The organism is Georgenia sp. Z1344, from assembly GCF_049856295.1.
In the GTDB taxonomy this organism is placed as follows: Bacteria; Actinomycetota; Actinomycetes; order Actinomycetales; family Actinomycetaceae; genus JB111.
Genome location: NZ_JBNDMZ010000009.1, coordinates 170,387 through 194,673 on the forward strand (window position 1 = coordinate 170,387; position 24,287 = coordinate 194,673).

At 73.1% G+C, this 24,287-nt stretch carries 29 protein-coding genes, 2 tRNA genes and 1 pseudogene; 15 read left to right on the top strand and 17 right to left on the bottom strand.

All coding sequences use genetic code 11. From position 1 onward, the window contains the following. Positions 1-87: 87 nt before the first annotated feature. The 5 genes from ACPYO6_RS11540 to ACPYO6_RS11560 all read left to right on the top strand — a co-directional run bounded on the left by ACPYO6_RS11540 (position 88) and on the right by ACPYO6_RS11560 (position 3,590). Positions 88-996, top strand: coding sequence for a MetQ/NlpA family ABC transporter substrate-binding protein (locus ACPYO6_RS11540; protein ID WP_425715020.1), 909 nt, complete (start codon positions 88-90; stop codon positions 994-996). Between the two features lie 86 nt (positions 997-1,082). Then, positions 1,083-2,186 carry a methionine ABC transporter ATP-binding protein gene (locus ACPYO6_RS11545; protein WP_425715021.1) on the top strand — a complete coding sequence of 368 codons (1,104 nt, stop codon included), beginning with the start codon at positions 1,083-1,085 and terminating at the stop codon, positions 2,184-2,186. After that, the gene (locus ACPYO6_RS11550) at positions 2,183-2,845 is read left to right on the top strand and encodes a methionine ABC transporter permease (protein ID WP_425715022.1); all 663 of its coding nucleotides are present in this window, start codon (positions 2,183-2,185) and stop codon (positions 2,843-2,845) included. The genes ACPYO6_RS11545 and ACPYO6_RS11550 overlap by 4 nt, the downstream gene beginning before the upstream one ends. Before the next feature lie 74 nt (positions 2,846-2,919). Then, a complete protein-coding gene (locus ACPYO6_RS11555) occupies positions 2,920-3,255 on the top strand; it encodes a hypothetical protein (RefSeq protein ID WP_425715023.1) in 336 nt (111 codons plus the stop codon). Next, positions 3,252-3,590: a hypothetical protein gene (locus ACPYO6_RS11560; RefSeq protein ID WP_425715024.1), complete on the top strand. Its 339-nt coding sequence runs from the start codon at positions 3,252-3,254 to the stop codon at positions 3,588-3,590. Before ACPYO6_RS11555 ends, ACPYO6_RS11560 begins: the two co-directional genes overlap by 4 nt. Positions 3,591-3,691: 101 nt before the next feature. Here ACPYO6_RS11560 and ACPYO6_RS11565 read toward each other — a convergent pair whose 3' ends face one another. The 4 genes from ACPYO6_RS11565 to ACPYO6_RS11580 form a co-directional block, all read right to left on the bottom strand. Next, positions 3,692-4,882 carry a PRC-barrel domain-containing protein gene (locus tag ACPYO6_RS11565; RefSeq protein ID WP_425715025.1) on the bottom strand — a complete coding sequence of 397 codons (1,191 nt, stop codon included), beginning with the start codon at positions 4,880-4,882 and terminating at the stop codon, positions 3,692-3,694. A 58-nt stretch (positions 4,883-4,940) separates the two neighbouring features. Then, positions 4,941-5,222: a hypothetical protein gene (locus ACPYO6_RS11570; protein WP_425715026.1), complete on the bottom strand. Its 282-nt coding sequence runs from the start codon at positions 5,220-5,222 to the stop codon at positions 4,941-4,943. A gap of 191 nt (positions 5,223-5,413) precedes the next feature. Continuing rightward, positions 5,414-5,485 (bottom strand) — tRNA-Lys (locus ACPYO6_RS11575). Between the two features lie 158 nt (positions 5,486-5,643). Beyond that, positions 5,644-6,762, bottom strand: coding sequence for a hypothetical protein (locus ACPYO6_RS11580; RefSeq protein WP_425715027.1), 1,119 nt, complete (start codon positions 6,760-6,762; stop codon positions 5,644-5,646). A 219-nt stretch (positions 6,763-6,981) separates the two neighbouring features. Here ACPYO6_RS11580 and ACPYO6_RS11585 point away from each other — a divergent pair, with 219 nt between their 5' ends. From ACPYO6_RS11585 to ACPYO6_RS11600, 4 genes are all read left to right on the top strand, one after another. Continuing rightward, the gene (locus ACPYO6_RS11585) at positions 6,982-8,130 is read left to right on the top strand and encodes an MFS transporter (protein WP_425715028.1); all 1,149 of its coding nucleotides are present in this window, start codon (positions 6,982-6,984) and stop codon (positions 8,128-8,130) included. Positions 8,131-8,145: 15 nt separating this feature from the next. Further along, on the top strand, positions 8,146-8,616 hold the full coding sequence (locus ACPYO6_RS11590) for a peroxiredoxin (protein ID WP_425715029.1): 471 nt from the start codon (positions 8,146-8,148) through the stop codon (positions 8,614-8,616). Next, positions 8,613-9,113, top strand: coding sequence for a peroxiredoxin (locus tag ACPYO6_RS11595; RefSeq protein WP_425715030.1), 501 nt, complete (start codon positions 8,613-8,615; stop codon positions 9,111-9,113). Before ACPYO6_RS11590 ends, ACPYO6_RS11595 begins: the two co-directional genes overlap by 4 nt. A gap of 93 nt (positions 9,114-9,206) precedes the next feature. Continuing rightward, positions 9,207-9,288, top strand: a tRNA-Leu gene (locus ACPYO6_RS11600). A gap of 25 nt (positions 9,289-9,313) precedes the next feature. Here ACPYO6_RS11600 and ACPYO6_RS11605 read toward each other — a convergent pair. Beyond that, the gene (locus tag ACPYO6_RS11605; protein ID WP_425715031.1) at positions 9,314-9,559 is read right to left on the bottom strand and encodes an addiction module protein; all 246 of its coding nucleotides are present in this window, start codon (positions 9,557-9,559) and stop codon (positions 9,314-9,316) included. Positions 9,560-9,682: 123 nt separating this feature from the next. Between ACPYO6_RS11605 and ACPYO6_RS11610 the strand changes: the two genes are divergently transcribed. Together ACPYO6_RS11610 and ACPYO6_RS11615 are read left to right on the top strand one after the other, a co-directional pair. Next, positions 9,683-10,219 (top strand): DUF4916 domain-containing protein, encoded by a 537-nt coding sequence (locus ACPYO6_RS11610; protein WP_425715032.1) that lies wholly within the window; start codon positions 9,683-9,685, stop codon positions 10,217-10,219. Between the two features lie 92 nt (positions 10,220-10,311). Further along, positions 10,312-10,710 (top strand): DUF3054 domain-containing protein, encoded by a 399-nt coding sequence (locus tag ACPYO6_RS11615; RefSeq protein ID WP_425715033.1) that lies wholly within the window; start codon positions 10,312-10,314, stop codon positions 10,708-10,710. 18 nt (positions 10,711-10,728) lie between these two features. Here the strand turns inward: ACPYO6_RS11615 and ACPYO6_RS11620 are convergent, their stop codons facing one another. From ACPYO6_RS11620 to ACPYO6_RS11630, 3 genes are all read right to left on the bottom strand, one after another. Next, positions 10,729-11,442, bottom strand: a complete 714-nt coding sequence (locus tag ACPYO6_RS11620; protein WP_425715034.1) for a hypothetical protein — start codon at positions 11,440-11,442, stop codon at positions 10,729-10,731. A gap of 63 nt (positions 11,443-11,505) precedes the next feature. Beyond that, complete coding sequence (locus tag ACPYO6_RS11625; RefSeq protein WP_425715035.1) at positions 11,506-11,802, bottom strand: hypothetical protein; 297 nt, start codon at positions 11,800-11,802, stop codon at positions 11,506-11,508. Then, positions 11,795-12,490 (bottom strand): hypothetical protein, encoded by a 696-nt coding sequence (locus tag ACPYO6_RS11630; protein WP_425715036.1) that lies wholly within the window; start codon positions 12,488-12,490, stop codon positions 11,795-11,797. Before ACPYO6_RS11630 ends, ACPYO6_RS11625 begins: the two co-directional genes overlap by 8 nt. Before the next feature lie 253 nt (positions 12,491-12,743). Here ACPYO6_RS11630 and ACPYO6_RS11635 point away from each other — a divergent pair, with 253 nt between their 5' ends. Next, positions 12,744-13,394 (top strand): hypothetical protein, encoded by a 651-nt coding sequence (locus ACPYO6_RS11635; RefSeq protein WP_425715037.1) that lies wholly within the window; start codon positions 12,744-12,746, stop codon positions 13,392-13,394. A 12-nt stretch (positions 13,395-13,406) separates the two neighbouring features. Here ACPYO6_RS11635 and rdgB read toward each other — a convergent pair whose 3' ends face one another. From rdgB to ACPYO6_RS11650, 3 genes are all read right to left on the bottom strand, one after another. Beyond that, the gene (rdgB, locus tag ACPYO6_RS11640) at positions 13,407-14,039 is read right to left on the bottom strand and encodes an RdgB/HAM1 family non-canonical purine NTP pyrophosphatase (RefSeq protein ID WP_425715056.1); all 633 of its coding nucleotides are present in this window, start codon (positions 14,037-14,039) and stop codon (positions 13,407-13,409) included. 107 nt (positions 14,040-14,146) lie between these two features. Further along, positions 14,147-14,911, bottom strand: a complete 765-nt coding sequence (gene rph, locus ACPYO6_RS11645; protein WP_425715038.1) for a ribonuclease PH — start codon at positions 14,909-14,911, stop codon at positions 14,147-14,149. A gap of 256 nt (positions 14,912-15,167) precedes the next feature. Beyond that, the gene (locus ACPYO6_RS11650) at positions 15,168-17,840 is read right to left on the bottom strand and encodes a phosphoenolpyruvate carboxylase (RefSeq protein WP_425715058.1); all 2,673 of its coding nucleotides are present in this window, start codon (positions 17,838-17,840) and stop codon (positions 15,168-15,170) included. A 233-nt stretch (positions 17,841-18,073) separates the two neighbouring features. Here ACPYO6_RS11650 and ACPYO6_RS11655 point away from each other — a divergent pair, with 233 nt between their 5' ends. Next, positions 18,074-18,703 (top strand): ClpP family protease, encoded by a 630-nt coding sequence (locus ACPYO6_RS11655; protein WP_425715040.1) that lies wholly within the window; start codon positions 18,074-18,076, stop codon positions 18,701-18,703. Continuing rightward, positions 18,700-19,287, top strand: a complete 588-nt coding sequence (locus ACPYO6_RS11660) for a ClpP family protease (protein ID WP_425715041.1) — start codon at positions 18,700-18,702, stop codon at positions 19,285-19,287. The genes ACPYO6_RS11655 and ACPYO6_RS11660 overlap by 4 nt, the downstream gene beginning before the upstream one ends. Before the next feature lie 141 nt (positions 19,288-19,428). Here ACPYO6_RS11660 and ACPYO6_RS11665 read toward each other — a convergent pair whose 3' ends face one another. The 5 genes from ACPYO6_RS11665 to clpS form a co-directional block, all read right to left on the bottom strand. Further along, positions 19,429-19,776: a helix-turn-helix domain-containing protein gene (locus ACPYO6_RS11665; protein ID WP_425715042.1), complete on the bottom strand. Its 348-nt coding sequence runs from the start codon at positions 19,774-19,776 to the stop codon at positions 19,429-19,431. Between the two features lie 114 nt (positions 19,777-19,890). Continuing rightward, positions 19,891-20,685 carry an MBL fold metallo-hydrolase gene (locus ACPYO6_RS11670; RefSeq protein ID WP_425715043.1) on the bottom strand — a complete coding sequence of 265 codons (795 nt, stop codon included), beginning with the start codon at positions 20,683-20,685 and terminating at the stop codon, positions 19,891-19,893. Further along, positions 20,682-21,506 carry a glutamate racemase gene (murI, locus tag ACPYO6_RS11675; protein ID WP_425715045.1) on the bottom strand — a complete coding sequence of 275 codons (825 nt, stop codon included), beginning with the start codon at positions 21,504-21,506 and terminating at the stop codon, positions 20,682-20,684. The genes ACPYO6_RS11670 and murI overlap by 4 nt, the downstream gene beginning before the upstream one ends. 10 nt (positions 21,507-21,516) lie before the next feature. Continuing rightward, positions 21,517-22,287, bottom strand: a complete 771-nt coding sequence (locus ACPYO6_RS11680) for a DUF2017 family protein (RefSeq protein WP_425715047.1) — start codon at positions 22,285-22,287, stop codon at positions 21,517-21,519. 1 nt (position 22,288) lies between these two features. Continuing rightward, entirely contained in the window at positions 22,289-22,621 is a 333-nt protein-coding gene (gene clpS / locus ACPYO6_RS11685) for an ATP-dependent Clp protease adapter ClpS (RefSeq protein ID WP_425715048.1), read from the bottom strand. Between the two features lie 48 nt (positions 22,622-22,669). Between clpS and ACPYO6_RS11690 the strand changes: the two genes are divergently transcribed. Next, positions 22,670-24,052 (top strand): nicotinate phosphoribosyltransferase, encoded by a 1,383-nt coding sequence (locus ACPYO6_RS11690; protein ID WP_425715049.1) that lies wholly within the window; start codon positions 22,670-22,672, stop codon positions 24,050-24,052. A 64-nt stretch (positions 24,053-24,116) separates the two neighbouring features. Here the strand turns inward: ACPYO6_RS11690 and ACPYO6_RS11695 are convergent. After that, positions 24,117-24,287 (bottom strand): annotated as a pseudogene (locus ACPYO6_RS11695) (IS110 family transposase); the annotation flags it as partial.

Sequence of the window (24,287 nt, forward strand, 5' to 3'; positions counted from 1 at the left end):
CGGCCCCGTCCGGCGCGGCGGCGCGATGCAGAGTGCTCCTCGTTCTCCCGGGCACCCCCCGGCCTCTCCGCACGAACAGGGATCACCATGACCACTCGTCGCACCCGCCGCGCAGGCACGCTCCTCGCGCTCGCCGCCGCCCTCCCCCTCGCCCTCGCCGCCTGCTCGTCCGACGAGCCGGCCGACGGTGAGGAGCGCGGCGCCTCGGCCGACTCCCCCATCCGCATCGGCGTGGTCGGCGCGGCCGACCCGCAGTGGGACATCTTCACCGAGCTCGCCGAGGAGGAGGGGATCTACATCCAGATCGGGGACTTCTCCGAGTACACGCAGCCGAACCCCGCGCTCGCGGACGGCGACCTCGAGCTCAACCAGTTCCAGCACCTGCTCTACCTCGCGCAGCACAACGCCGACACCGGTGACGACCTCACCCCGATCGGGGCCACCGCCGTCTACCCGCTGGGCGTGTACTCGACCGAGTTCACCGACGTCGAGTCGATCCCGGACGGCTCCGAGATCGCCATCCCGAACGACGTGACCAACCAGGCGCGCGCCCTGTTCGTCCTCGAGGAGGCCGGACTCGTTACGCTCAACGAGGACGCCGGCGTGGTGCCCGACCCCACGGATGTCGACGAGGGCGCCTCGCGCGTGACCGTCGCCCCGATGGACGCCACCCAGACCGTCGTTGCGCTTGACTCCGTCGCCGCGTCGGTCGTCAACAACGACTTCGTCGCCGACGCCGGACTCACGCCCGCCGACGCGATCTTCGAGGACTCCGCCGAGTCCGAGGGTGCGCGCCCGTACATCAACGTCTTCGCCGCCCCCGCCGACCAGGCGGACAACGAGACCTACGCCCGCCTCGTCGAGATCTTCCACGAGCAGGAGGTCGTCGACGCGCTCCAGGAGGCCTCGGGCGGCACCGCCTCGATCGCGGACCAGGACCCGGCCGAGCTGCAGGAGATCCTCGCCGAGGTCGAGGCCTCCCTCGCCGAGGGCTGACCGGGACCGGACGACCGACGAACCGTCACCGGCGGAGCGCGACCCCTCACGGTCGCGCTCCGCCGCCACCGTGAGGGGCACCCCGCATGAGCACAGTCATCTCCTTCGACGGCGTGTCGAAGACCTACTCCGGCAAGGCCGGGGAGGTGCGCGCCGTACGCGACGTGAGCCTCGACGTCGAGGCGGGTGAGATCTTCGGCGTCATCGGCTGGTCCGGCGCCGGGAAGTCGACGCTCGTCCGCCTCGTCAACGGCCTCGAACCGGTCACGTCGGGCCGCGTCCGCGTGCTCGACCGGGAGATCTCCGGGCTCCGGGAGAGGCAGATCCGGCCGGTGCGCCCCGAGATCGGGATGATCTTCCAGCAGTTCAACCTCTTCAACAGCAAGTCCGTGGCCGAGAACATCGCCTACCCGCTGCGCCTCGCCGGCTGGTCGAAGGAGCGCCGCACCGCCCGCGTCAAGGAGCTGCTCGACTTCGTCGGCCTCGCCGACAAGGAGCGCGCCTACCCCGACCAGCTCTCGGGCGGCCAGAAGCAGCGCGTCGGCATCGCCCGCGCCCTCGCGCCGAGCCCGCGGATCCTGCTGGCCGACGAGTGCACGTCCGCGCTCGACCCCGAGACCACGCGCGAGGTCCTCGCCCTGCTGCGGCGGATCAACGACGAGCTCGGCCTCACCATCGTCCTCATCACCCACGAGATGGACATCGTCAAGCACCTCTGCGACCGGGTGGCCGTGATGGAGCACGGCGAGATCGTCGAGACCGGCGCCGTCTACGACGTGTTCGCGGACCCGCAGCACGAGACGACGCGGCGCTTCGTCGCGACCTCGCTGCGCGACCAGCCCCGGACCGACACGCTGCGCGCCCTGCGCGAGACCCACCCGGGCGCGGTACTCACCACCGTGGCGGTGCGCGAGGAGCGTGGCTCGTCCGCCCTCATCGCGGAGACGCTCGGCGAGCACCCACAGGTGCGGGCGGCGCTCGTGTACGGCGGTATCACCGACGTCGGCAACCGCCCGCTCGGATCGCTCACGTTCGCGCTCACCGGGACCGACGCCGCGATCGAGGCGCTCGTCGGCGCCCTGTACGACGTCGCGGAGGTCACGATCCACGTCCCCGAGCCCGACGGCGAACCCCCCGCGCCTCCCGTGTCCGCACATGGACCGACCATCGACGAGGAGGCGCAGCGATGAAGTTCGACTGGGCGAACAACTGGGACGTCTTCCTCGAGGCCTTCCTCGTCACGCTGCAGATCGTCGGGACCACGCTGCTCATCGGCGGCGTCCTCGGGCTGATCCTCGGGACGCTGCTGTACGCCACCCGGCGCGGCGGCGTCCTCGCCAACAGGTGGGTCTTCGGGTTCCTCAACGTCCTGACCAACTTCGTGCGGCCGATCCCGTTCATCATCTTCCTCACCGTCATGGGACCGGTGACGATCCAGATCGTCGGGTCGCGGATCGGGACCGAGGCGTTCATCGTCCCCGCCGCGGTCATGGCGTCCTTCGCGACCGGGCGCATCGTCGAGCAGAACCTCGTGGCGCTCGACCCCGGGCTCATCGAGGCGGCCCGCGCCATGGGCGCGTCGCCGTGGCGGATCATCCGCACGGTCGTCATCCCCGAGGCGCTGGGACCGCTCATCCTCGGGTACACGTTCATCTTCGTGGCGATCGTCGACATGTCCGCGCTCGCCGGGATGATCTCCGGCGGCGGGCTCGGCGCTTTCGCGCTCACGTACGGCTACCAGCGCTTCGACTGGATCCTCACGATCATCACCGTCATCGTGATCGTCATCCTCGTCCAGGGCGTGCAGTTCTTCGGCAACTGGCTGGCGCGGAAGGTCATGCGGCGCTGAACCGTCCGGGCGATGGCTTGAACTCCCCGGGTGGAGCCCCTCCTGCGGCAGCTCTTCGGTGGCACGCTGTCGCCATGACGACGACCACCGCCCTTGTCGGCCCCGCCACTGCGGGCTTCCCGGGCGCCTTTCCCGGGGGCGTGCCGTGGATGTTCTACGTGGTGCCTGCGCTGATGGTGCTGTCGATCGTCGTCAAGATCGTTCAGCGCGTCATGGCGCACCGCGAGGCGCAGCGGCGGCGGGAGCACGAGATCCGCATGCTCGAGCTGCGTCGCCGGCAGCCGACCGCGCCCGAAGTGACGGCGGTCCACGGTCCGACCGACGACGCCGGATCACCCTCCGGGTTCGGCGCGGGCCTCAGCCTCGAGGAACAGTACCTCCGCTCCCGTGCGAAGGGAGAGCAGCGATGACCTGGGTCATCATCCTCATCGTCATCCTCGCGATCATCAACATCGCCCGCGGGGTCTCGCGCGTGCGCAGGGGCCACAGCGGGTACGACGGCGGATACGACCGTCGTGACCGCCGGAGCGGCTGGGGATCGGGCCGGTCCCGCAGGTCGGGACGCTCCGGCGGGTCCGGTCGCGGCAGCTTCGGCGGTAGCTTCAGGTCGAGTCGTTCCAGCCGGCGGAGCTCCGGCGGACGGTTCGGCTCCGGGTCCTCGCGGCGTCGCTCCCGCTCCAGCGGTGGCAAGCGGCGCAGCACGATGCGCAAGTCCGGTCGTCGGATGGGACGAAAGAAGCGCTGACCGCTCGCACCTGACGGCGCGCGCGGCGGACACGGCACCGGCCGGGGCCGGCCGCCGACCCGGGGGTCAGGCGGCTCGGCTCCCGGCCGGTGGAGGATGGGTCAGGGTCGGGCGTGCCGCCCCGCGTCCCCGTCCGCACCCGCGTCGGGGCCCGCAGGGTCGCGCTCGATGTGGATGTCCTCGCTCGTGACGGGGGTGCCGTCCTCGGCGAAGGTCTCCGTCACCGTGTAGCGGCGCAGCCGCATCCGACCCGTCGGCTGGCCCGCCTGGTCGGCGGCCCCACCCTGCGCGTGCGGCGGGACCGGAGCCTCGCCCGGGACGCCGTGCTCACGCTCGTGCGGCGGGACCGGTGGACCACCGGCCGGACCGCCGTGCTCACGCTCGTGCGGCGGGACCGGAGCCTCACCCGGACCGCCGTGCTCACGCTCGTGCGGCGGGACCGGAGCCTCGCCCGGGACGCCGTGCTCACGCTCGTGCGGCGGACGGTCGACCTCGCCCGCTCCAGCATGCCCCTGCTCGTGGGGTGCGGCGGGAGCCCCCGCGGGACCGCCGTGCTCACCGGCGCGCGGCTGGACCGGCGTGTCGCCGAGGCGCGCGTCGCCGACGGGCGCTCCGGCCTGGACGGGACGCTCGTCGTGGGCACCGGCAGGGGCGCCGTCCTCGGACACCCGGCCCGGGCCGACGTGCGGCGGGCCGGCGAGCGCGCCACCCGCGGCGGCGCCACCGGCGGCAGCGGCAGCCGGTGCCGCGAGGTCGGAGTCGGCCTGGACGGGCCGACCGTCCGCGGTGGGGGCGTCCGGGCGTGCGGAGTCCGGACGGTCGTCGCGGAAGGTCGGGCCCGCCACGCCCCCCTCGGCCGGGGCACCGGCATGGCCGGCACCGGCGACGGGTGCTCCCTGCTGGTCCGCCACGGGGGCGGTCCCGTCCTGGCGCGCGTCGCCGGCGACCCCGGGCTGCTGGTCCCAGCCCGCGTAGCGGTCCTGCAGTCCGTAGTGTTCGAAGAGCTCGCTCTCCTGCTGGGGAGTGAGGTTCTCGTCCACGTCCAGGCGCGGCGCGTCCTTGACCGCGTCCTTCGTGAACGGCACGACGATCTCGTCGTTCTCGTAGGTCGCCCCGTCGAGCGGGACGAACGTCTCCTTGGTGCCGAACAGCCCGGTGTTGACGGTCATCCAGGTGGGGTCGTTGCTGGAGTCGTCCAGGAAGACCTGCCCCACCGTGCCGATCTTGCCGTCGCTTCCGTGGACGGGCGTCTTCGCGGCGAGGATGCCACCGACATCGTTGATGCTGATCATGCTTCTCCCTCGTTCGAATGTGTCGTACGGGTGGACTGTTCAGCTACGTGCAGGGGTGTCAGGCGTCGGGCCGGTCCGTGCCGTCCGGGCGCAGGGTCCCGCCCGCGTCGCCCTCGACACCGGCGCCACCGAGGACGCCGCCGTCGTGGGTGCGGCCGGCGCCGCCCCCGCCGTCCGACCCGTCGTGCTTGTAGGCGGAACGGTCCGTGTGCTCGGCCTGCGGGTTGTCCGGCTGGTCCGGGTTGTCCGGACGGTGCTGGTACTCGCTCGGGCTGTACCCGACCTCGCCCTCGTCGCCGCCCTCGTGCGGATCGGCGACATGCTTGCCGTGGTGACTCATGGCGTGCCTCCTTGGGGTGTGGGCGCTCGCCGCCCGCATCGGGAACCCGCTTCCGCGGGGCTCCCCCGTGCGCCGTTACGCCCTCGTGACACGACGCTACTCGGAGGCCGCCGGACGCGCACGGCGACGGCGGGCGAGCGGCACGACGAAGGCCCCGGTCGCGGATGTCCGCGGCCGGGGCCTTCCTGCTGTACACCGCCTGGGATTCGAACCCAGAACCCGCTGATTAAGAGTCAGCTGCTCTGCCGTTGAGCTAGCGGTGCGCGGTCCGAGGGGCTCGCGCTGCGCGCGACCGGCCCGTGTGAACCGAGGAATCACTCTACCGCTCGGAGGCGCGTCCTCCCAGTCCGCGGCCCGTCCGCACGCCGTGAGGTCACGCACAGCGGCGCCGACTGGCAACCCGTCGGGGCCGGGACAGCGGCTACCGGTGACTGAACAGCAGGTCGCGCACGTGCAGCATCTCCATGACCGTCCCGGGGCGCCCCTCGGCCGCGGGTCGCACGGTGGCCGTCACGAGCGAGTCCCCGACCGTGACGTCGTCCAGGACAAGGACGTCGCTCAGCGGGCGGCCCACCGACGTCGCGGACGCCGACGTCACGTCCTCGTCGAACATGTCCTGCAGCGCGGTGGCGAGCTGCTCGGCGTCCTGGCCGGCACCGGTCCCGTAGGCGACGGTGATCGCGGCGTCGTCACCGCCGCTCCAGCCGACGGCGACGGTCTCGAAGGGAGGCAGGCGCGCGGCCCCGGGACCCACCGCGTCGTCGGGCACCGTGAAGTCGTCCCGGGCGAGCACCGAGGAGACCACCCCCGCGTCGTCCATCGCGCCGGCGACGGCGAGGAGCGACTCGTCGTCGGCGAGCGTGGCCTCGGGCCCTGCACGCCACGCGGCCACCGAGGCCGTGGAGAGCGAGAGCGCGGTCCGGTCCTCGTCCTGCGTGAGACGCACGGGGCGACCCAGGCTGTCGATCGCCGACGCCGACGACGGGTCCACCCACCCGTCCTCGGCGTCGCTGGTCGAGAGCACGCGGTCGTCGACCTCGACGAGCTCGTCGCTCAGCGCTTCGGGACCGGTGACGACGGTGAAGGAGGACGGAGGCACCGCGAACGACACGTACGAGTCGACGTCGACGAGCGACCAGCCCACCTGATCGCGGAAGTCGGCCATCGTTCCCGTGCGGCCGCCCAAGGAGTCGGGCAGATCGACGTGCACGGGGCCGTCGGGCGCGGCCGGCCCCCCGGTCAGCGCACTCATCCAGTCCCGGACGGCCTCCTCGTCGTCCGCGTCCTCCGGACGCGTGCACCCGTTCGCCTCGCAGGCGGAGTCGAGATCCGCCGTGCTGACGTAGACGGCGCCCTCCGCCACCTCGGCCGGGATCTCACCGATCGCGGCGACGACGGAGAAGTCGTCACCCGCCCTCAACCCGCCGTCGCCGCCGCCCTGGCACGCGGCGGTCAGCAGCGTGGCGCCGGCGACCAGGACGAGGGCTCGACGTCGAGCCGTGCGGGTCGAGGGACCGCGGCCCACCGGATCAGACACCATGTCCCACCTCTGTGCCTCCCCGAGCGCCGCGGAGAGCTCGGTCTCGATGTCGGTCGTACCGCGGCGCGGCCGACCCGCAGTTCGGGGCCCGTCGCAGCATTGCGCGCCCCCATCCCTGACGATAGCGGGGACGTCCGCATCGAGATGCCCAGACGGAGGCCGCTTCTCACGACCGACGGCCGGCAGGCGTCCGCGTTTCGCGCGGCCTACCCTGGCGCGGTGACGACGCCGCCCCCGACCGCTCCCCGGCGTCTGTGGGTGCTCTACGTGGGCGGGTTCATGGGTCCGTTCGGCGGCGGGATGGTCTCGACGATGCTGCCCGAGCTCGCCGAGGGGCTCGGCACCACCGTCCACGGGGCCTCGCAGTCGATCACCTGGTACCTCGGCCCTTTCGCGCTCCTGCTCCTGGTGTCCGGCACCCTGGCCGACCGGTGGGACCGGGCCACGGTCGTCCGCGTGGGCTACGCCTCCTACGCGGCGTCCTCGGTGGCGTGCGCCCTGGTCCCCACGCTCCCGCTGTTCCTCGGCGCCCGCGCGGTCCAGGGCGCGGCCAACGCCTTCCTCACACCCGTGCTCATCACGCTCATCGTGGCCGCGACCGACCGGGGCCGGGTCGGGCGAGCGCTGGGCGGGTTCGCCGCCGCACAGGCAGCCGGTCAGGCGCTGTCACCGCTCGCCGGGGGCCTCGCGGCCGGCCACGACTGGCGGATCGCCTTCGTCGCCACCGCACTTGCCGCCGTGGTCCTCGCGCTGCTCACCCCGTCGGGCCGGCCCACACGTGTGCCCACCGCACCCGCCGCCTGGGGCGCCCTGCTCAACCCTCGGCTCGGCTCCGTGACGGTGATGGCGGCCACCGCCCAGCTCGCCGCCAACTTCGTCGTGCTCTCGGCCGCCCTCATCGCCACCGACAGGTTCGGCCTGCCACCGGCGCAGCGCGGGCTCGTCGTCGTCGCCTTCGGGGTGGCGGGGTTCGCGACGGCGCGGCTCGCCGGCGCCTGGGCGGACCGGTTCGGGATGCTCGCCATGGGCGCCGTGGCGGCGGCCGTCCTCGCCTCGGCCACGTTCGCCGTCCAGGTCTCCCCCGCACTGTGGCTGCTCGTGCTCGCCGTCGCGCTGTGCGGGGCGACCGCCTCGTGCGTGCGGATCCTGTGCACGAGCCTCGCGATCGCCTCGACACCCACCAACGAGGCCGGCGCGACCTCGGTCACGCAGTCGGCCCAGTTCGCGGCCGGCGCCGCCGCACCCGCCGTCCTCCCTCTGTTCGCCGCCTCGCCCGCGGGCGCCGGCGCGCTGCTGGCGGCGGTCGTGATCGCGGGTCTCGTCGTCGTGTCTCTTCCTCGGTCGCACCGGCGCGGACGGGGCGGGTGATGCCACGATGGGCGCATGACTTCTCTCTCCGCCGGTGACCAGGCGCCCGACTTCGACCTCCCCGCGCACGACGGTTCGCGGGTCGTCCTGTCCGAGCTCGTCGGCTCGGGCAAGGGCGCGATCGTCTACTTCTACCCGAAGGCCGCAACGCCCGGCTGCACGACCGAGGCGTGCGACTTCCGGGACAACGAGGCGGCCCTCGCCGCCGCCGGCTACTCCCTGGTCGGCATCTCCGCGGACCCCGTCGCCGACCTCGAGTCGTTCGCGGCGGACAACCACGTGACCTTCCCCTTCGCGTCGGACGAGGACCACGCGGTCGGCGACGCGTACGGCACGTGGGGCACGCACGAGACCCCGTTCGGCGTCCAGACGGGCAACAAGCGCTCGACCTTCGTCGTCGACCCCGAGATGCGCCTGACCCACGTCGAGTACGGCGTGGACCCCAACGGCCACGTCGCGCGCCTGCGCGAGGTCCTCGGCGCGTGACTGCCCCCGCAGGGGCGCGGCTCGCGATCGGGAGCGCCGCGCCCGGTTTCTCGCTGCCCGCGCACACCGGCGCCGTCCGCACGCTCGACGAGCTCCTCGCCGAGGGCCGCACCGGACTCATCGTCTACTTCTACCCGCAGGCCCTGACCCCGGCGTGCCGGCAGCAGACGTGCGACGCCCGCGACCGGTACGACGTCTTCACCGACGCCGGGTACGCGCTCGTCGGCATCTCGCCCGACCCCGTCGAGCGGCTCGCCCGCGCCGTCGAGCAGGACGCGATCCCGTTCGACCTGCTCTCCGACGAGGACCACGCCGTCTCCGAGGCATGGGGCACGTGGGGCGAGAAGAAGAACTACGGGCGCACCTACGAGGGGCTCATCCGCTCGACCGCGGTCCTTGACCCGGACGGCGTCGTGAGCTGGGTGCGGTACAACGTGCGGGCCAAGGGGCACATGGCACTCCTCGCGCGCGAGCTGGGGCTCGCCGCGGCAGCGTAGGCGCGTTCAGCACCGGGGTGTTCGTCGTCGGTCGACGTGGTGATCGTCGGCCGACGACGACGTAGGCTCGTCCTTCGCGGGCCGTGCCCGCGAGCGCGAGTGGCGTAACTGGCAGCCGCGCCAGGTTTAGGTCCTGGTGCCTTCGGGCGTGCGGGTTCGAGTCCCGCCTCGCGCACCTTGCGGTTCCCGCTGGTCCAGGGTCATGCAGTAAGCGAGGCACGTAGACGCGCATGGTGCTCGTCAGCATGCAACGCCTCCACCGCCTCCACCGTGCCGGCCCTGACCTCGGCCAGCCGCCGAACAGCCTCGTCACGCCACTCTTCTTCGCTCTCACCCACGCCGGACGCGTCTTCGAGGCTCTCGATGAGGGCGCGCGCGACGACTGCGCGCTGGTCCACGTCGAGCGCGAGCGCGTCGCGGATCAACCCTGCAGTGTCGCGTGCCATGCCTGTCGGCCTAGCGACCGCGCCCGAACGAGTCCCGACTCGTGCACAGGTCCCGGCGAGGTCGTGCGTTCCCCGGCCGCGGCGGAGTCGCGCCGACGCACGCCGCCGGGGTAGAAACGACGGGTGAGCGACATCGCGTCCGACGACATGGGTCCCTGGCTGTCCGAGGAGGAGCTCGAGCTCGTCCGCCGCAAGGTGCCGATGCTCTACGTCGACGTCGTCCCCGTGCGGGTCGGCGAGAACGGCACCCTCGAGGCGGTCGGCCTCCTCCTGCGCGCGCGGCCCGAGGGGACCATCACCCGCGAGCTCGTCTCCGGCCGCGTCCTGTTCCAGGAGACGGTGCGCCAGGCGCTCGTGCGCCACCTCGACAAGGACCTCGGCCCGCTCGCGCTCCCCCAGCTCCCGGTCTCCCCGGTGCCGTACGCGATCGGCCAGTACTTCCCCACGCCCGGCGAGCACTACCTCGACCCGCGCCAGCACGCGGTGTCGCTGGCCTACATCGTGCCCGTCGCCGGCGACTGCAGCCCGTCCAACGACACCCTCGAGCTCAGCTGGTTCACCCCGCGCGAGGTCGTGACCCCGGAGATCACCGGCGACATGTCCGAGGGGCACGCCGACCTCGTGCGCCGCGCGCTCGCGCACCTCGGCCGCCTGCCGTGACGAGAGGCGGGGAGCGGGTCGGGGACCGTCCCGCTCGTCACGACGACGTCGGTCGTACGGGGACCGGAGCCTCGCCCACCCGACCCGACGGCGTGACACCGGTCGCGCGGCGTCGTGGCGTCGTGTGGTGGGCGCTCCTCCTCGACGTGGCAGTGGTCGCGGCCTTCACACTCGGCGGTGCGGACGCCCACGAGCGGGGCGCCGGGGACCTGGCTCGCATTGCGTGGCCGTTCCTCGCCGCGCTCGCGATCACGTGGGTGGCGGGTCGGCTGTGGCGTGCCCCGACCTCGCTGTGGCCCACCGGGGTGCTCGTCTGGCTCGGCACCCTCGGGATCGGCATGGCACTGCGCGCACTCACCGGCGGCGGGACCGCATGGACGTTCGTGCTCGTGGCTGCCGGCCTGTTCGCCGCCGGCTTCCTCGGTTGGCGGCTCGTGGTGCTGGTCGTCCGGCTTGCGACTCGACCCGGTTCCGACCGCACCCGACCGTGAGGAAGCAGCTTCCGCTCGTCAGTCCTGCGCCTTGAGTGCGTAGGGCCACTCACCCGAACGGAGGGACGGGGTCGAGGAGATGGTGGCAAGCAGCTCGTCGAACGGCGTCGTGTCCTTCAGCTGGTTGGCGAGCTCGATGAGGTTGGCGATCGTGAAGCCCATCATCACGAGGGAGCCGACGAGCCCGATGATGCCGAGGACCCCCGAGACCCCGAATGTGACGGGGGTGGCGAGGATCGCGACGATCGACGCGAGCAGCAGGACGATCTCCCCGACCCACAGCAGGCCCGAGTTACGGAAGTCGTCGATGGCTTCGCCGTAGATCTCCAGCTCACGTGCGATGTCGCGGGCGTGCTGCTCGATGAACGTCATCGCGTCGCTCTGCGGCGTGCGGGCGTTGGCGTAGGCGGTGGCACCGTCCGCCGACCAGTGCTGCGGTCCGACCTCGGTGGTCTGGAAGTCCGTGATGGTCTCGAGCACGGACTCCGCCCACGCGATCCAGTCATCCTTCGCCTGCTGCACCGCGGCGTCGTCCCGGACGTTCAGCTCGACGCGATCGGCGTCGCCGGCCGCGTTCGCGCAGCCGTCAGCAAGATCGTTCGCGGGGCCACTGACCGCACTGCTGACCACCGGCGGGACCTGGTTCGGAAAGTTGCGCAGGCCGCCCTCGGCATCACGCAGCTCGCCCGAGACTCGGCGTAGCTCGGACCTCAGGAACTCGGCGCTCGACATATCGTCCTCTTCTCAGTTCGTCGTCGGTGAGTCGTCGTGGTGGTCCATACCCAGAGGCGGAGGTCAGGTGCGAGTATCGAACTCGTACTCGGACTCCTCGTCCGTCTCCTCGTAGTGGTTGCACGCGGCCGTCAGGGCCCCCGCCATCAGTTCCATCTCGTCGCTACCTCCACCGGCGATCGCAGCCATCGTCGTACGGATGGAGTCGTAGACGCCGCCGACCCCGCCGCTCCAGGAGGAGCTGTCGACCGTGAACGACTCCGCCCGGCCCTTGAGGCTCGTGTACTCGTCGGCGAGCGTCGTGTTCCAGGTCGTTGCCACCGAACGCACGACGCTGTAGGTGATCTCGATATCAGCCATCGGTCTGTCTCCGTCCTTCGTCGTCCTCTGTCAGCGGGATGCTCCGTACCAGGTCGAGCCCACGGTCGATCGTGGCCTGCTGGCGGTCTGCCAGGCCCGGGAACTCGAGGTCGAGCTGGGCGAGACGCTCGTCATGTCGCCGAGCCAGCTCCTCGAGCAACGCGAAGAGCTGTACGGCCTGTGTGTCGACCTCGTACCGGGTCGACCAGCCGCGCGCGATCGTCAGTCCGGTCGGCTGCCCTGCGATGCCTTGCAGCGTGAGAAGACCGTCCGGCGACGTCACCTCGTCGGTCTCACTGTGGATCTCGCGGAGCCGCTCGGCATGGGTGGCACGGAACTCGGGATCGAGCAGATCGTCGTTCCCCGACCCGCTCGACGAACGCCAGGAGGCGTCGGTCGCGGCAGTTCCCAGGTGCTCCCGGAGCTGTTCAGGCGTCATCTCGGTCAGTGTCCGCAACCTGGCGAGCAACCCGTCCAGATCAACCTGGTCCATCTGGCTCGTGTCGCGCGCGGCGACCGCCGCGCGATACGCCTCCACCAGATGGAGACCGAGGTCCCTCTCTACGACGATCTCCGGCCAGTCCGCGGCGAGCTCGATGCCGACCGTGCGAGCGTCGTCATCGACGACGAGCAGCACTGCGTCCTGCGAATCCCCGCCCTCGAAGTGCCCGCTGTTCGTGGTGTTCATGCTGTGGTGCCGGTCCTCGCCGTCGGGTGTCTCGTCATGGACGTCGATCTTTACCGAGATCGAGCACGAATCGTGACCCCGTTGCCGGGGAGTCCTCCCCCCCTCGCGATCCTGGACGCAACCGCAGAGCCCCCGCCGGCGCGGCCGGGGAGCAGGTAGCGTCGACGGACCTGATTGGGCCGGTGCTCGGTACGTTTCTCGTGCGGCGCGCGCACCCTGATCCAGATGCCAGTCAAGCGATGAAGGAGCCCGGATGGATGACGACTTCGTGACCACCGAGCAGTTCGTCGCCGGCACCAGTTCCCGACACGCGGCCGAGACGATCACGCGCACGCCCGCGCGGATCGCCGGCCTGCTCGTCGCGACCGCCCTGGTCTACTGGCCCCTCTTCGCGCTCGCGGGGATCCCGTGGTCGGTGCTCGTCGCACTGGGTGCCGCCGCCGTGTCGACCGCGCTCATCGCCTGGCTGGGCCGGCGGGCAGCCCGCGACTCCGCGGCCGGCCTGTCACTCACCCTGTCCCCCGACGGCCTCGAGTACGTCGGTGACTCCTCCGTCCGGCGGATGGCGTGGGACGACGTCCGGGCGGCCGAGGTGATCCCGACGATCACCCCGCTCGGAGGCGGCGCTCCGACGGAGGGGTTCAGCGCCTTCCGCCGCGAGGGCCTGGGGCTGGTGGGCCGCGGCACCACGGAGGTCACGGGCGGTCCGCTGGCGGAGCGCACCTACGCCCAGGACCCTGCGCGCTACGGCACCGACCCGGACAGCGGTGAGTCGAGAACGGCGATCCCGCTGTCCCAGTTCGACGAGCAGTGGGCGCGCCACCGGATCGGCGAATGGGTGGCGCACCACCGGCCCGACGTCGCGCGACAGGCGGCCGCACGCGCGGGTCGCACCGGGAGCTGACCGGACCGGGAGTCAGCGCGCGTCGAGCACGCGCACAACATCGGGGGCGAGGGCACGGAACGCCGCACCCCGGTGGCTGATCGCGTGCTTCTCGGCGGGCGCGAGCTCGGCCGCGGACCGCGTCTCGCCGTCGGGCAGGAACAGCGGGTCGTAGCCGAAGCCGCCGCTCCCCCGCGCCTCGCGCAGCAGGCGCCCCGGCATCTCGCCGCACCGCGTGACCTCGACCGGTGTCGCGCCGGGAGCACCGGGCACCACGAGCGCGGCCGCGCACACGAACCGCGCCGCGCGATGCTCGTCGGACACGTCGGCGAGCTGGGCGAGCAGCAGCGCGTTGTTCGCGGCGTCGTCCCCGTGCCGGCCGGACCAGCGTGCAGAGAACACACCGGGCGATCCGCCGAGCACGTCGACGGCGAGGCCGGAGTCGTCGGCCACCGCGGGCAGGCCCGAGGCCGTGGCGATCGCGCGCGCCTTGAGCAGCGCGTTGGCCTCGAACGTCACACCGTCCTCGACCGGCGGGTCGATGCCGAGCTCCCCGGCCGTGACGACCTCCTCCGGCGCGAGGCCCGGGACGAGCGGGGCGAGGATCTCGCGCAGCTCGGCGAGCTTGCCGGGGTTGTGGGTGGCGAGCACGAGCCGCGGACGGATCGATGCGCCCGCGCCGGGCTCCGGCGTCGGGACCTGCCCGGCTGTGCCGTCACGCCCGGTGACGTGACCGCCCGGGGCGGGCTCCGGCGTCGGGCTCGGGTGGTTCGTCACGCGCCGGCCCCGCCGGCGAGAGCCTCGCGCTGGAGCTCGGTGAGGCGGGCGGTGCCGGTGAGGGCGAGGTCGAGGAGGGCGTCGAGCTCGGCGCGGTCGAACGCCTCGCCCTCGGCGGTGCCCTGGATCTCGATGAACTTCCCGCCCCCGGTGACGACGACGTTCATGTCGGTGTCGGCGGCGACGTCCTCGACGTAGGGCAGGTCGAGGACGGGGCGCCCGTCGACGACGCCCACGGAGATCGCCGCGACGGAGTCCTTGAGCACGCCGGCGCCCTTGCGGACGTGGCCCTCACGCTGGCCCCAGGTGATCGCGTCGGCGAGCGCCACGTAGGCGCCGGTGATGGCGGCGGTGCGGGTACCGCCGTCGGCCTGGAGGACGTCGCAGTCGAGCACGATCGAGTTCTCGCCGAGCGCGGACATGTCGACGACGGCGCGCAGCGACCGGCCGATGAGGCGGCTGATCTCGTGCGTGCGGCCGCCGATCTTCCCGCGCACGGACTCGCGCTGGGAGCGGTCGTTCGTGGCGCGCGGGAGCATCGCGTACTCGGCGGTCACCCAGCCCTCGCCGGAGTCCTTGCGCCAGCGCGGGACGCCGGCCGTGAACGACGCGACGCACAGCACGCGGGTGTCGCCGAACTCGACGAGGACCGACCCCTCGCCCGCCTTCTGCCAGCCGCGGGTGATCCGCACGTCGCGGAGCTGGTCGGGCGCGCGGCCGTCGGCGCGGGGCACGGGTGTGCTCGTCGAGTCAGAGGTCATGGGTCGAGGCTACCGGCGCGCGCCGAGGTGGGCGGTCCGGTCCGGCACCCCGGGCGGCCCCCCCTCCACCGCCGTTGGTCGAGAGTGCGGCTCAGGCCGCTGAACCGCACTGTCGACACGTGTGAGCGCGCGCGGGATCCGTTCTCCGAGACTGCGGTTGGTGCACCAACCGATCGGAGCCGCCCGACGTCGAGGTGCACCAACCGCAATCTCGGCGAGCACCAACCGCAGTCTCGACGAGGAGTCGGGGGGTGGGTCACCCCGTGTTCTGGAGGCCGGCGGCCGCTCCCTTGAGGGTGATGAGGAGGAGCTGGTGGACCTCGTCCGGCACCTCGTCCACGTCACCACGGAGCACGCGCAGCGCCCGCAGCTGGAGGAGCGAGAGGGCGTCGATGTACGGGTTGCGCAGCGCCACGGCGCGGCCGAGCACCCGGTGGGACTGGAGCAGCTCGTCCTGGCCCGTGACCTCGAGGACCCAGCGGCGCGTGAGCTCGAGCTCCTCGAGGACCATGGCGGACAGGTCCTCGCGGTCGCCGAGGGCGAGGTAGCGGGCGGCGATGAGGTCGTCGGCCTTGGCCAGCGACATCTCGATGTTGTCGACCATCGTGGCGAACAGCGGCCACTGCGCGTAGGCGGAGCGCAGGAGCTCGACGTCGCCGACCTCCGCGAGCGCCGTCCCGAGGCCGAACCAGCCGGTCAGGTTGGTCCGGGCCTGCGACCAGGCGAAGTTCCACGGGATGGCGCGCAGGTCGTCGAGCGACTCGACCGACAGGCCGCGCTTGGCCGGCCGCGAGCCGATCGCGAGGTGGCCGACCTCCTCCTGCGGGGTGACCTGGGCGAACCAGGCGGGGAAGCCCTCGGCGCCGACGAGCGCGTCGAACCGCTCGCGGGACGTCGTGGTGAGCCGCTCGGCGAGCTCGGCGAACCGCTCGGCCGCCTCGGCGTTGCGCCGCTCCACGCTCGGTGCGGAGGCCATGAGCGTGGCGGCGGCGACGGACTCGATGTGCCGGATGCCGATGGCCTGGTTGAAGTACCTCGCCGAGATGACCTCGCCCTGCTCGGTCACCTTGAACCGCAGGTCGACGCTGTGCGGCGGCTGCGCGAGCACGGCCCGGTGGGCGGGGCCGCCGCCACGGCCGAGCGCGCCGCCGCGCCCGTGGAACTGGGTGAGCGCGATGTCGTGCTCCTTCGCCCAGTCGGCGATCTGCCGCTGCGCGTCGTAGAGCGCGATCGTGGCGGCCACCGGCCCCACGTCCTTCGCGGAGTCCGAGTAGCCGAGCGTGACCTCGATCTGGCGCCCGTTCGCGGCGAGCCGCTCCTGGACGTCCGGGATGTCGAGCATCTCGGTGAGGATCCGGGGCGCGTTGCGCAGGTCCTCGAACGTCTCGAACAGGGGCACGACGTCGATGACCGGGGCGTGGCGTCCGTCCCCCGCGGCGATCCGCGCGAGCCGGTAGACGTTGGCGATGTCCTCGCTCGACTGGGTGAACGAGACGAGGTAGCGGCCCGCCGCCCCCTCGCCGAGCCGGCGCTGGACGAGGGCGACGGCCCGCATCGTGTCGAGCACCTCCTCGACCGGCACGGCCGGCGGGTGCTCCTCGGGGTCCACCTCCCCGTCGAGGATCGCGAGCGCCTGGCGGTGCACCTTGCTGTGCTGACGCATCTCGAGCTCGGCGCCGTGGAAGCCGAAGGTGACGAGCTGGCGCTCGAGGTCGGCGATGTCGCCGTTCGCGGCCCGGTGCGCGCCGGCGGCCGCGAGCGAGGCGCGGACGGTGCGGATGTCGTCGAGCGCCTCCTCCGGGTCGGCGTAGGCGAGGTCGGCGTCGCGCTCCCGCGTGGCGTCGAGGCGGCCGGCGACGAACAGCAGGACGCGCCGGTGGGTCTCCCCCGGGGAGGTCGAGGCGACCTGCTCCGCGAGCGCCGGGCTCAGCTGGCGCTGCATCTGCCACAGGCGCGAGACCGCGTCGGCCGGGGCGACCAAGGAGTCCGCGACGGTCAGGTGCATGGCGACGTGCCGGGTGCGCTCCCCGATGGTGGCGAGCGCGTGCTCGGACATGATGCGCGAGGCCTCGATCGTCAGGGGCGAGACCACGTTGGGGTTGCCGTCCCGGTCGCCACCGATCCAGCTGCCGAGGCGGACGAACGCCGGCGCGACGGGCTCGGCGATGCCGGCGCCCTCGGGGTCCAGCGCGTCGTCGAGCCGCCGGTAGACGGCGGGGATGACGTCGACGAGCGAGCTGTCGAAGGTCTGCATGAGGGTGCGGACCTCGTCGAGCGGGCCGGGGCTGTAGGGGCGCAGCTCGGCGGTGCGCCACAGCGTGTCGACGGCGGCGAGGAGCTCGCGGTCGATCTCGGCGAGGGCGAACGGACCGAGCCGGTCGTCGTCGCGGGCGTCGATGAGCTCGCCGAGCGTGCGGATCGACCGGGTGACCGCGCGGCGACGCGCCTCGGTCGGGTGCGCCGTGAAGACGGGGTGGAAGCGGAGCTCGCCGAGGCGGCGGCGGGCCTCCTCCTCGCCCACCTCGTCGGCGAGCGCGCGCACGGCGCCCGGCAGCGAGCTGGGGGACGTGAAGCCGCGGCTGCCGCCGCCCTCGGTCTCGCGCAGCACGCGGACGCGCTGCTGCTCCTCGGCGAGGTTGGCGAGGTGGAAGTAGCAGGAGAAGGCCCGGGCCACCTCGATGGCGCGCTCGGGCGTGAAGCCGGCGACGACCTCCTCGGCGCGGGCGATGTCCGTGGCGCTGCTCGCCCGGCGCGCGTCTATGACGAGCTCGCGCAGCGTCTCGACGTCGTCGTACAGCCCCTCGGACCCGGACTCCTTGAGCACCTGGCCGAGCATGTTGCCGAGCAGGCGGACGTCGGCGCGCATGGCGTCGGGGACGCCGGACGCGGTGCCGTTCGGCGTCGTCGTGGTCGTGCCGGTGGACGGCATGCCCGCCGTGGGGGTGCCGGCGGGTGCGGCGCCCGTGGGCGCCCCGCCGGCGGGGTCGGTGGTGGGGTCGAGCGGGTCGGACGCGCGGTCACCTGGTGCAATCACGCGTGCAGGCTAACGGCGCGCCCGGCATGGGCGCAGACGCGACCACCCGGTGGCCGTTCCGCCGAGGGCAGACCTGCCGTGAGCAGCACGGCGCGACCTCACCCCTGCCGGGGTGCGAGCGTCGCCCCATGAGCGAGAACCCACCCCCACCCCGGTTCGACGCCGAGGCACGCCGGTCGCTCTACGACCAGCGCGTGCTCGTCCTCGACGGCCAGCTCGACGACGACAACGGCACTCTCCTGGCCACCCAGCTGATGACGCTCGCCGTCGACGACCCGACCGCCGGGATCGCGCTGTGGATCCACTCCCCCGGCGGGTCCGTCCCGGCGATGCTCGCGATCCGCGACGTCATGCGCACGATCCCGTGCGACGTGGCCACGCTCGCCCTCGGGATCGCCTACAGCGCCGGCCAGTTCCTCCTGTCCGCGGGCACGCCGGGGCTGCGCCGGGCGATGCCGCACGCACGGGTCCTCATGCACCAGGGCTCGGCGGGGATCGCCGGGAGCGCGGTCGACGTCGAGCTGCAGGCGGACGACCTGCGGCACACCCGGGACACGGTGCTCGGCCTCGTCGCCGAGGACACGGGCCGGCCGTTCGCCCAGGTCCTCGAGGACTCCCTGCACGACCGGTGGTACACGGCCGGCGAGGCGAGGGAGTACGGGTTCGTCGACGAGATCGTCACCGACTTCGACGACGTCGCACCCCGCCGTGCGCGACGCATCCCCGCGCTCGGCGGGGCCGTGGGGGCCGCGCGATGAGCTCCTACACGATCCCGAACGTCGTCCAGCGTCATCCGCGCGGCGAGCGCGCGATGGACGTCTACTCCCACCTGCTGAGCGAGCGCATCGTCTACCTCGGCACCGGCATCGACTCCGGGGTGGCCGGCGCGCTCATCGCCCAGCTCATCTACCTCGAGCAGGACGACCCGGCCGCGGACATCCACCTCTACATCACGTGCGAGGGCGGGGACCCCAGCGCGATGCTCGGTATCTACGACACGATGCGGTACATCCGGCCCGACGTCGCCACCACGTGCGTCGGTCAGGCCGTCTCCGTCGGTGCCGTGCTGCTCGCCGCGGGCGCCCCGGGCAAGCGTGCCGTCCTGCCGCACTCGCGGGTGGTGCTGCACCAGCCGGCGGCCCAGGGGCGCGGCTCGATCCCCGACCTCATCCTCCAGGCCGACGAGCTCGTGCGGACCCGGTCCGAGATGGAGTCGATCATGGCCGAGCACACCGGGCAGGGGGTCGAGCGGCTGCGGGCGGACACCGACCGGGACCTCGTCCTCACCGCCCAGGGGGCGGTCGACTACGGGATCGTCGACCGCGTGCTCACGGGCAGGTGAGCGGCGCGGCCGGGCCGCGCACGCCGGTCGGCCGACGGCGGCGAGCGGTGCTCGGGAGACGAACGTCGCCCGGGTCCTGAGCGTCGCGCGGGTCCTGGGCGTCGCCCGCGTGCTGCACGTCGCCCGGGTCCTGGGCGTCGCTCAGGCGGCGACGGCGAGCGTCGCCCGCACCTCGGCCCCACGCGATCGTTGAGCGCCGTGCGCCTCGTGGGCCACGAGCTCCCGGCTGACGGCGACGGTGAGGTCGACGAGCGAGACACCGAGCGCGCCCGCGACGGCGGCGATCATCTCGCTCGAGGGGTCCTTGACGCCCCTCTCCATCTCCGAGAGGTACTGGGGCGAGACGCCCGCACGACCGGCCGTGTCCCCGAGCCGCTCGCCCCGCGCGTGCCGCAGCGCCCGCAGCCGCTCCCCGAGCATGTGGCGCCACAGGGGTTCCTGCGGCGTGCGACGCAGGGATCGCAGCGGTGCGGGTCCGGTCTCGGCCATGGTCGATGGTAGGCCGGTCGCCGGCGGGCCCGGCGGCCGATCCGCTCTCGGCGGAGCGGGATCGGCGGAGCGGGACGCAGCGACCGGAAGTCTGACAGAGCAACCGGGAGGCTGTCAGAGCACCCAGGTGGCGCCGGGTGCCGCGAGGTCGACCTGACCGTCGTACACGGAGCGCGCCTCGTCGAGCACGGTCGGCTTGTCCGTCCAGGGCTGGACGTGGGTGAGGACGAGGCGCCCGACCCCGCCGGTGACCGCGAGCTCGCCGGCGCGCCGGCCGGTGAGGTGGATGCCGCGGGCCTCGTCCCGGTCCTCCTGGAACGCGGCCTCGGACAGGAGGAGGTCGAGCCCCTGCGCCATCGCGTCCTGGCCGGGGCAGGAGTCGGTGTCTCCCGTGTAGCCCAGGGAGACGGTGCCGGCGCCGTCCTCCGACGGCCCGGTCACGCGGATCCCGAACGCCGGTACCGGGTGCCACGCGTCGAAGACCTCGACCGTCATCGGACCGACCGCCACCGGGGTGCCGGTGGACAGGGTGCGGAAGGTGAGGACGTCGGAGTAGTCCTCGTCCTCGTCGTCCCCGCCGACCGCCCGCGTGCGCTCGAGCGTGCCGGCAGGCCCGTGGACGTCGAGCGGCGGGAGCGGGCCGTCCGGGTGCCACCGCCGGTAGACCTGCATCCCGATGAGGTCGACCATGTGGTCCGCGTGCAGGTGGGAGAGCACGACGGCGTCGAGCTCACGGGGGTCCACGTGGTTGAGCAGCGCGCCCATCGCACCCGGGCCGAGGTCGAGCACGATCGACCAGGTGCGCTCCGCGCCGTCCTCCCCCGGACCGCGCGCCTCGACGAGGTAGGCGGACGCCGCGGAGTCGGGGCCGGACATCGAGCCGGAGCAGCCGACGACGGTGAGCCTCACAGCGCCACCGCCCCGCGCCGCGTGGCCTCGACGCTGCGCACCTCGGGGCCGAGGAAGCGGCGGGCGAGGCGCCCGAACTCCTCCGGGTCGCCCGTGGACAGGAACCGGTGCTGCGGCGGCGCGGCGTCGGGGCTCCGCTCGATGTCGTGCGCCACGAGGGTGCGGTAGACGTCCTTCGCCGTCTCCTCGGCGGACGAGACGAGCGTGACGTCGGGACCCATGACGTAGGAGATGGCGCCGGTCAGCAGCGGGTAGTGCGTGCAGCCGAGGACGAGCGTGTCGACGCCCGCCTCCTTCGCGGGCGCGAGGTACTCCTCGGCGACGGCGAGGACCTCGGGGCCCGAGGTGATGCCGGCCTCGACGAGCTCGACGAACCGCGGCGCGGGGGCGACCGTCAGGTCGAGCCGGGGGGCCGCGGCGAACGCGTCGCGGTACGCGCCCGAGTCGACGGTCGCCCGCGTGGCGATGACCCCCACGCGCCCGTTGCCGGTGGCGGCTACCGCGCGGCGGACGGCGGGGCGGATGACCTCGACGACGGGCACCCCGGCGTCGAGCGCGTACCGCTCCCGGGCGTCCGCGAGGACGGCCGCCGAGGCCGAGTTGCAGGCGATGACGAGGAGCTTGACGCCGGCGGTGACGAGCTCGTCCATCACCTCGAGCGCGAGGTGGCGGACCTCGCTGATCGGGCGCGGACCGTAGGGGGTGTTCGCCGTGTCGCCGATGTAGACCACCTCCTCCTGCGGGAGCTGGTCGATGACGGCGCGAGCCACCGTCAGACCTCCGACGCCTGAGTCGAAGATGCCGATGGGCGCATCGTTCATGGCGACGACGCTAGTTCGACCGCGGCCTGGTGTGCAGCGCGTTGATCAGTGACTCCTGCCACCAGGTCAAGGACGTGTAAAGGATCGCCATGGCCTCGAGCACGGCGTCCGGGCCGTCGCTCGCGCCCTTGCCGGCCGCCTCGGCGCGCGCGTACAGCTCGTCGTCCGCGAGCGTGTCCCCCACCCCGAGGCGGGTGCCGAGGACGAGCCGGACGTCGTTGACGGCCCGCAGGACGTCGGCCTCCTGGCCGTCCCGGACGAAGAACGAGCCCCGCGGGCCGGTCGGAGTGTCGAGCTCGTCGACGACCGCCATGATCCGCCGGATCTTGTCCGCCCGCAGCGGCGCCTCGGTGAGCTCGCGCAGCTCGCCCGCGATCGCCTCGTCCTCGGACATCGAGGGCAGCAGCCGGGCCAGTGCCGGGTCGGTCGGGGGCCGGTCGCCCGCGGGGCCGGCGTCGGAGGGGACGAAGTCGAGGGCGGCGAGGACGGCGTCGTCGCCCGTCGGTGCGCCCTCACCCCGCCGGGCGGCGCCCGCCGACGGCGCGGAACCGTCCGGTCTCGCGGAACCGTCCGCCGGGGCTGCGTCGTCGTCGCCGGGGGCGGCCCCGCCCCCGGAGGTGCCGGCGCCAGCGGAGGAGGCTGCGGCGTCGGGCAGGGTGGTGTGCGGCTCGCGATGGCCGAGGAGCTCGGCGACGTCGGAGAACGGCCGGGCGAGGAAGAGTCGCTCGTGGACGTCGAGGTGGGAGGCGATCCCGCCGCGCACGCGCCGGAAGGGGTCCATGTCAGTCCTCGCCCTCCTCGATGGTGGCCCACAGGCCGTAGCCGTGCATCGCGGCCGCGTCGGCCTCGACCGACTCCCGCGACCCCGTCGACACGATCGCCCGGCCCTCGTGGTGGACCTGGAGCATGAGGCGGTGCGCCCGGGACTCCGGGTAGCCGAAGTAGCTCTGGAACACCCAGGTCACGTAGGTCATGAGGTTGACCGGGTCGTCGTGGACGACGCAGCGCCACGACGGGGCCCGGCGTGCCGCCGCCTCGGCGCTCTCCTCGGCCTGCCGGTCGGTCTCCGGGGCGGTGGGTGCCGCCGGGGCGGCCGGGACCGCGGGTTGAACCATGACGTCCACGATAACCGCCGCGGTCCGACGCGCGACTACTCTCCCCACATGAGCCACCGCGCATCGACCGCGCTCAAGACGGACATGTACGAGCTGACGATGGTCGAGGCCGCCGTCCGCTCGGGCACCGCCGACCGGCAGAGCGTCTTCGAGGTCTTCAACCGTCGACTGCCGGCCAGGCGCAGGTACGCCGTGGTCGCCGGCATCGGGCGGCTGCTCGACTCGATCGGCGACTTCACGTTCGGCCCCGACGAGCTCGACTACCTCCACCGGGCGAAGATCGTGTCCGACGAGACGATCGACCGGCTGCGCGAGTACCGCTTCACCGGGAACGTCGTGGGCTACCCCGAGGGCGAGGTGTTCTTCCCCGGCTCCCCGATCGTGGTGGTCGAGGGCACGTTCGCCGAGGCCGTCATCCTCGAGACCCTCGTCCTGTCGATCCTCAACCACGACTCCGCCGTGGCCGCCGCCGCGTCCCGGATGGCGACCGCTGCCCACGGCCGGCCGCTGCTCGAGATGGGCGCGCGCCGCACCCACGAGGACTCCGCCGTGGCCGCCGCGCGGGCCGCCGTCGTCGGCGGTTTCTCCGCGACCTCGGTCCTCGAGGCCGGGCGCCGGTACGGCATCACCGCGATCGGCACGGCCGCCCACTCGTTCACGCTGCTGCACGACTCCGAGGAGGACGCGTTCGCCGCGCAGGTCGACGCCCTCGGGCCGGGCACCACGCTGCTCGTCGACACCTACGACGTCGAGCGCGGGGTCGAGCGGGCCGTCGCCGCCGCGCGCGCCGCGGGTGGCGAGCTCGGGGCCGTGCGCCTCGACTCGGGCGACCTCGTGGCGCAGGCGTTCACCGTGCGCGCACAGCTCGACGCCCTCGGCGCCACGACGACGCGGATCACCGTGACCTCCGACCTCGACGAGTACGCGATCGCCGCCCTCAACGCCGCCCCCGTGGACAGCTACGGGGTGGGCACCAAGCTCGTCACCGGGTCCGGCCACCCCACCGCCGAGCTCGTCTACAAGCTCGTCTCGCGCGAGGGCGCCGACGGCCGGCCCCGGGAGGTCGCCAAGCGGTCGACGTCGAAGAAGTCGGTCGGCGGGCTCAAGCGCGCGGGGCGGATCGTCGACGGCGCCGGGCACGCGGTCGAGGAGCTCGTCGTCTCCGGGACCTCGGCGGACCAGGTGTGGGCCGAGGTCGACCGGCAGGGGGCGCGACGCCTCATGGTCGACCTCGTGGTCGGCGGCGAACCCGTGGCCGAGCACCACGGCCCCGACGCGCTCGAGGCCGCGAAGGCCCGGCACGCCGAGTCCCGCGCCGCGCTCCCGTACCCGGCGTGGCGGCTTTCGGAGGGCGAGCCGGCGATCCCGACCCGGCACGTCGACGTCGACCCGAGCGACGACGCCCTCGAGGACCCGAGCGGCCACGCCTGACGTCCACCCTCCGTTCGTCGAGACTGCGGTTGGTGCACGTCGAGATTGATCCTTCTATGTTTCGTCAAGCGGCCATGGTGGGTTCGGGGGTGCTGTTGAGGGTGCGGAAGATGCGGCGGGCGAGGTAGCGCTTGAGGCAGCGGCGGATCTCGGCCTTGGTGCGGTGCTCGCCGGCGCGGCGTTCGACGTAGGCGCGGGTCTCGGGGTCGTGACTCATCCGGGTCACGACCGCGGT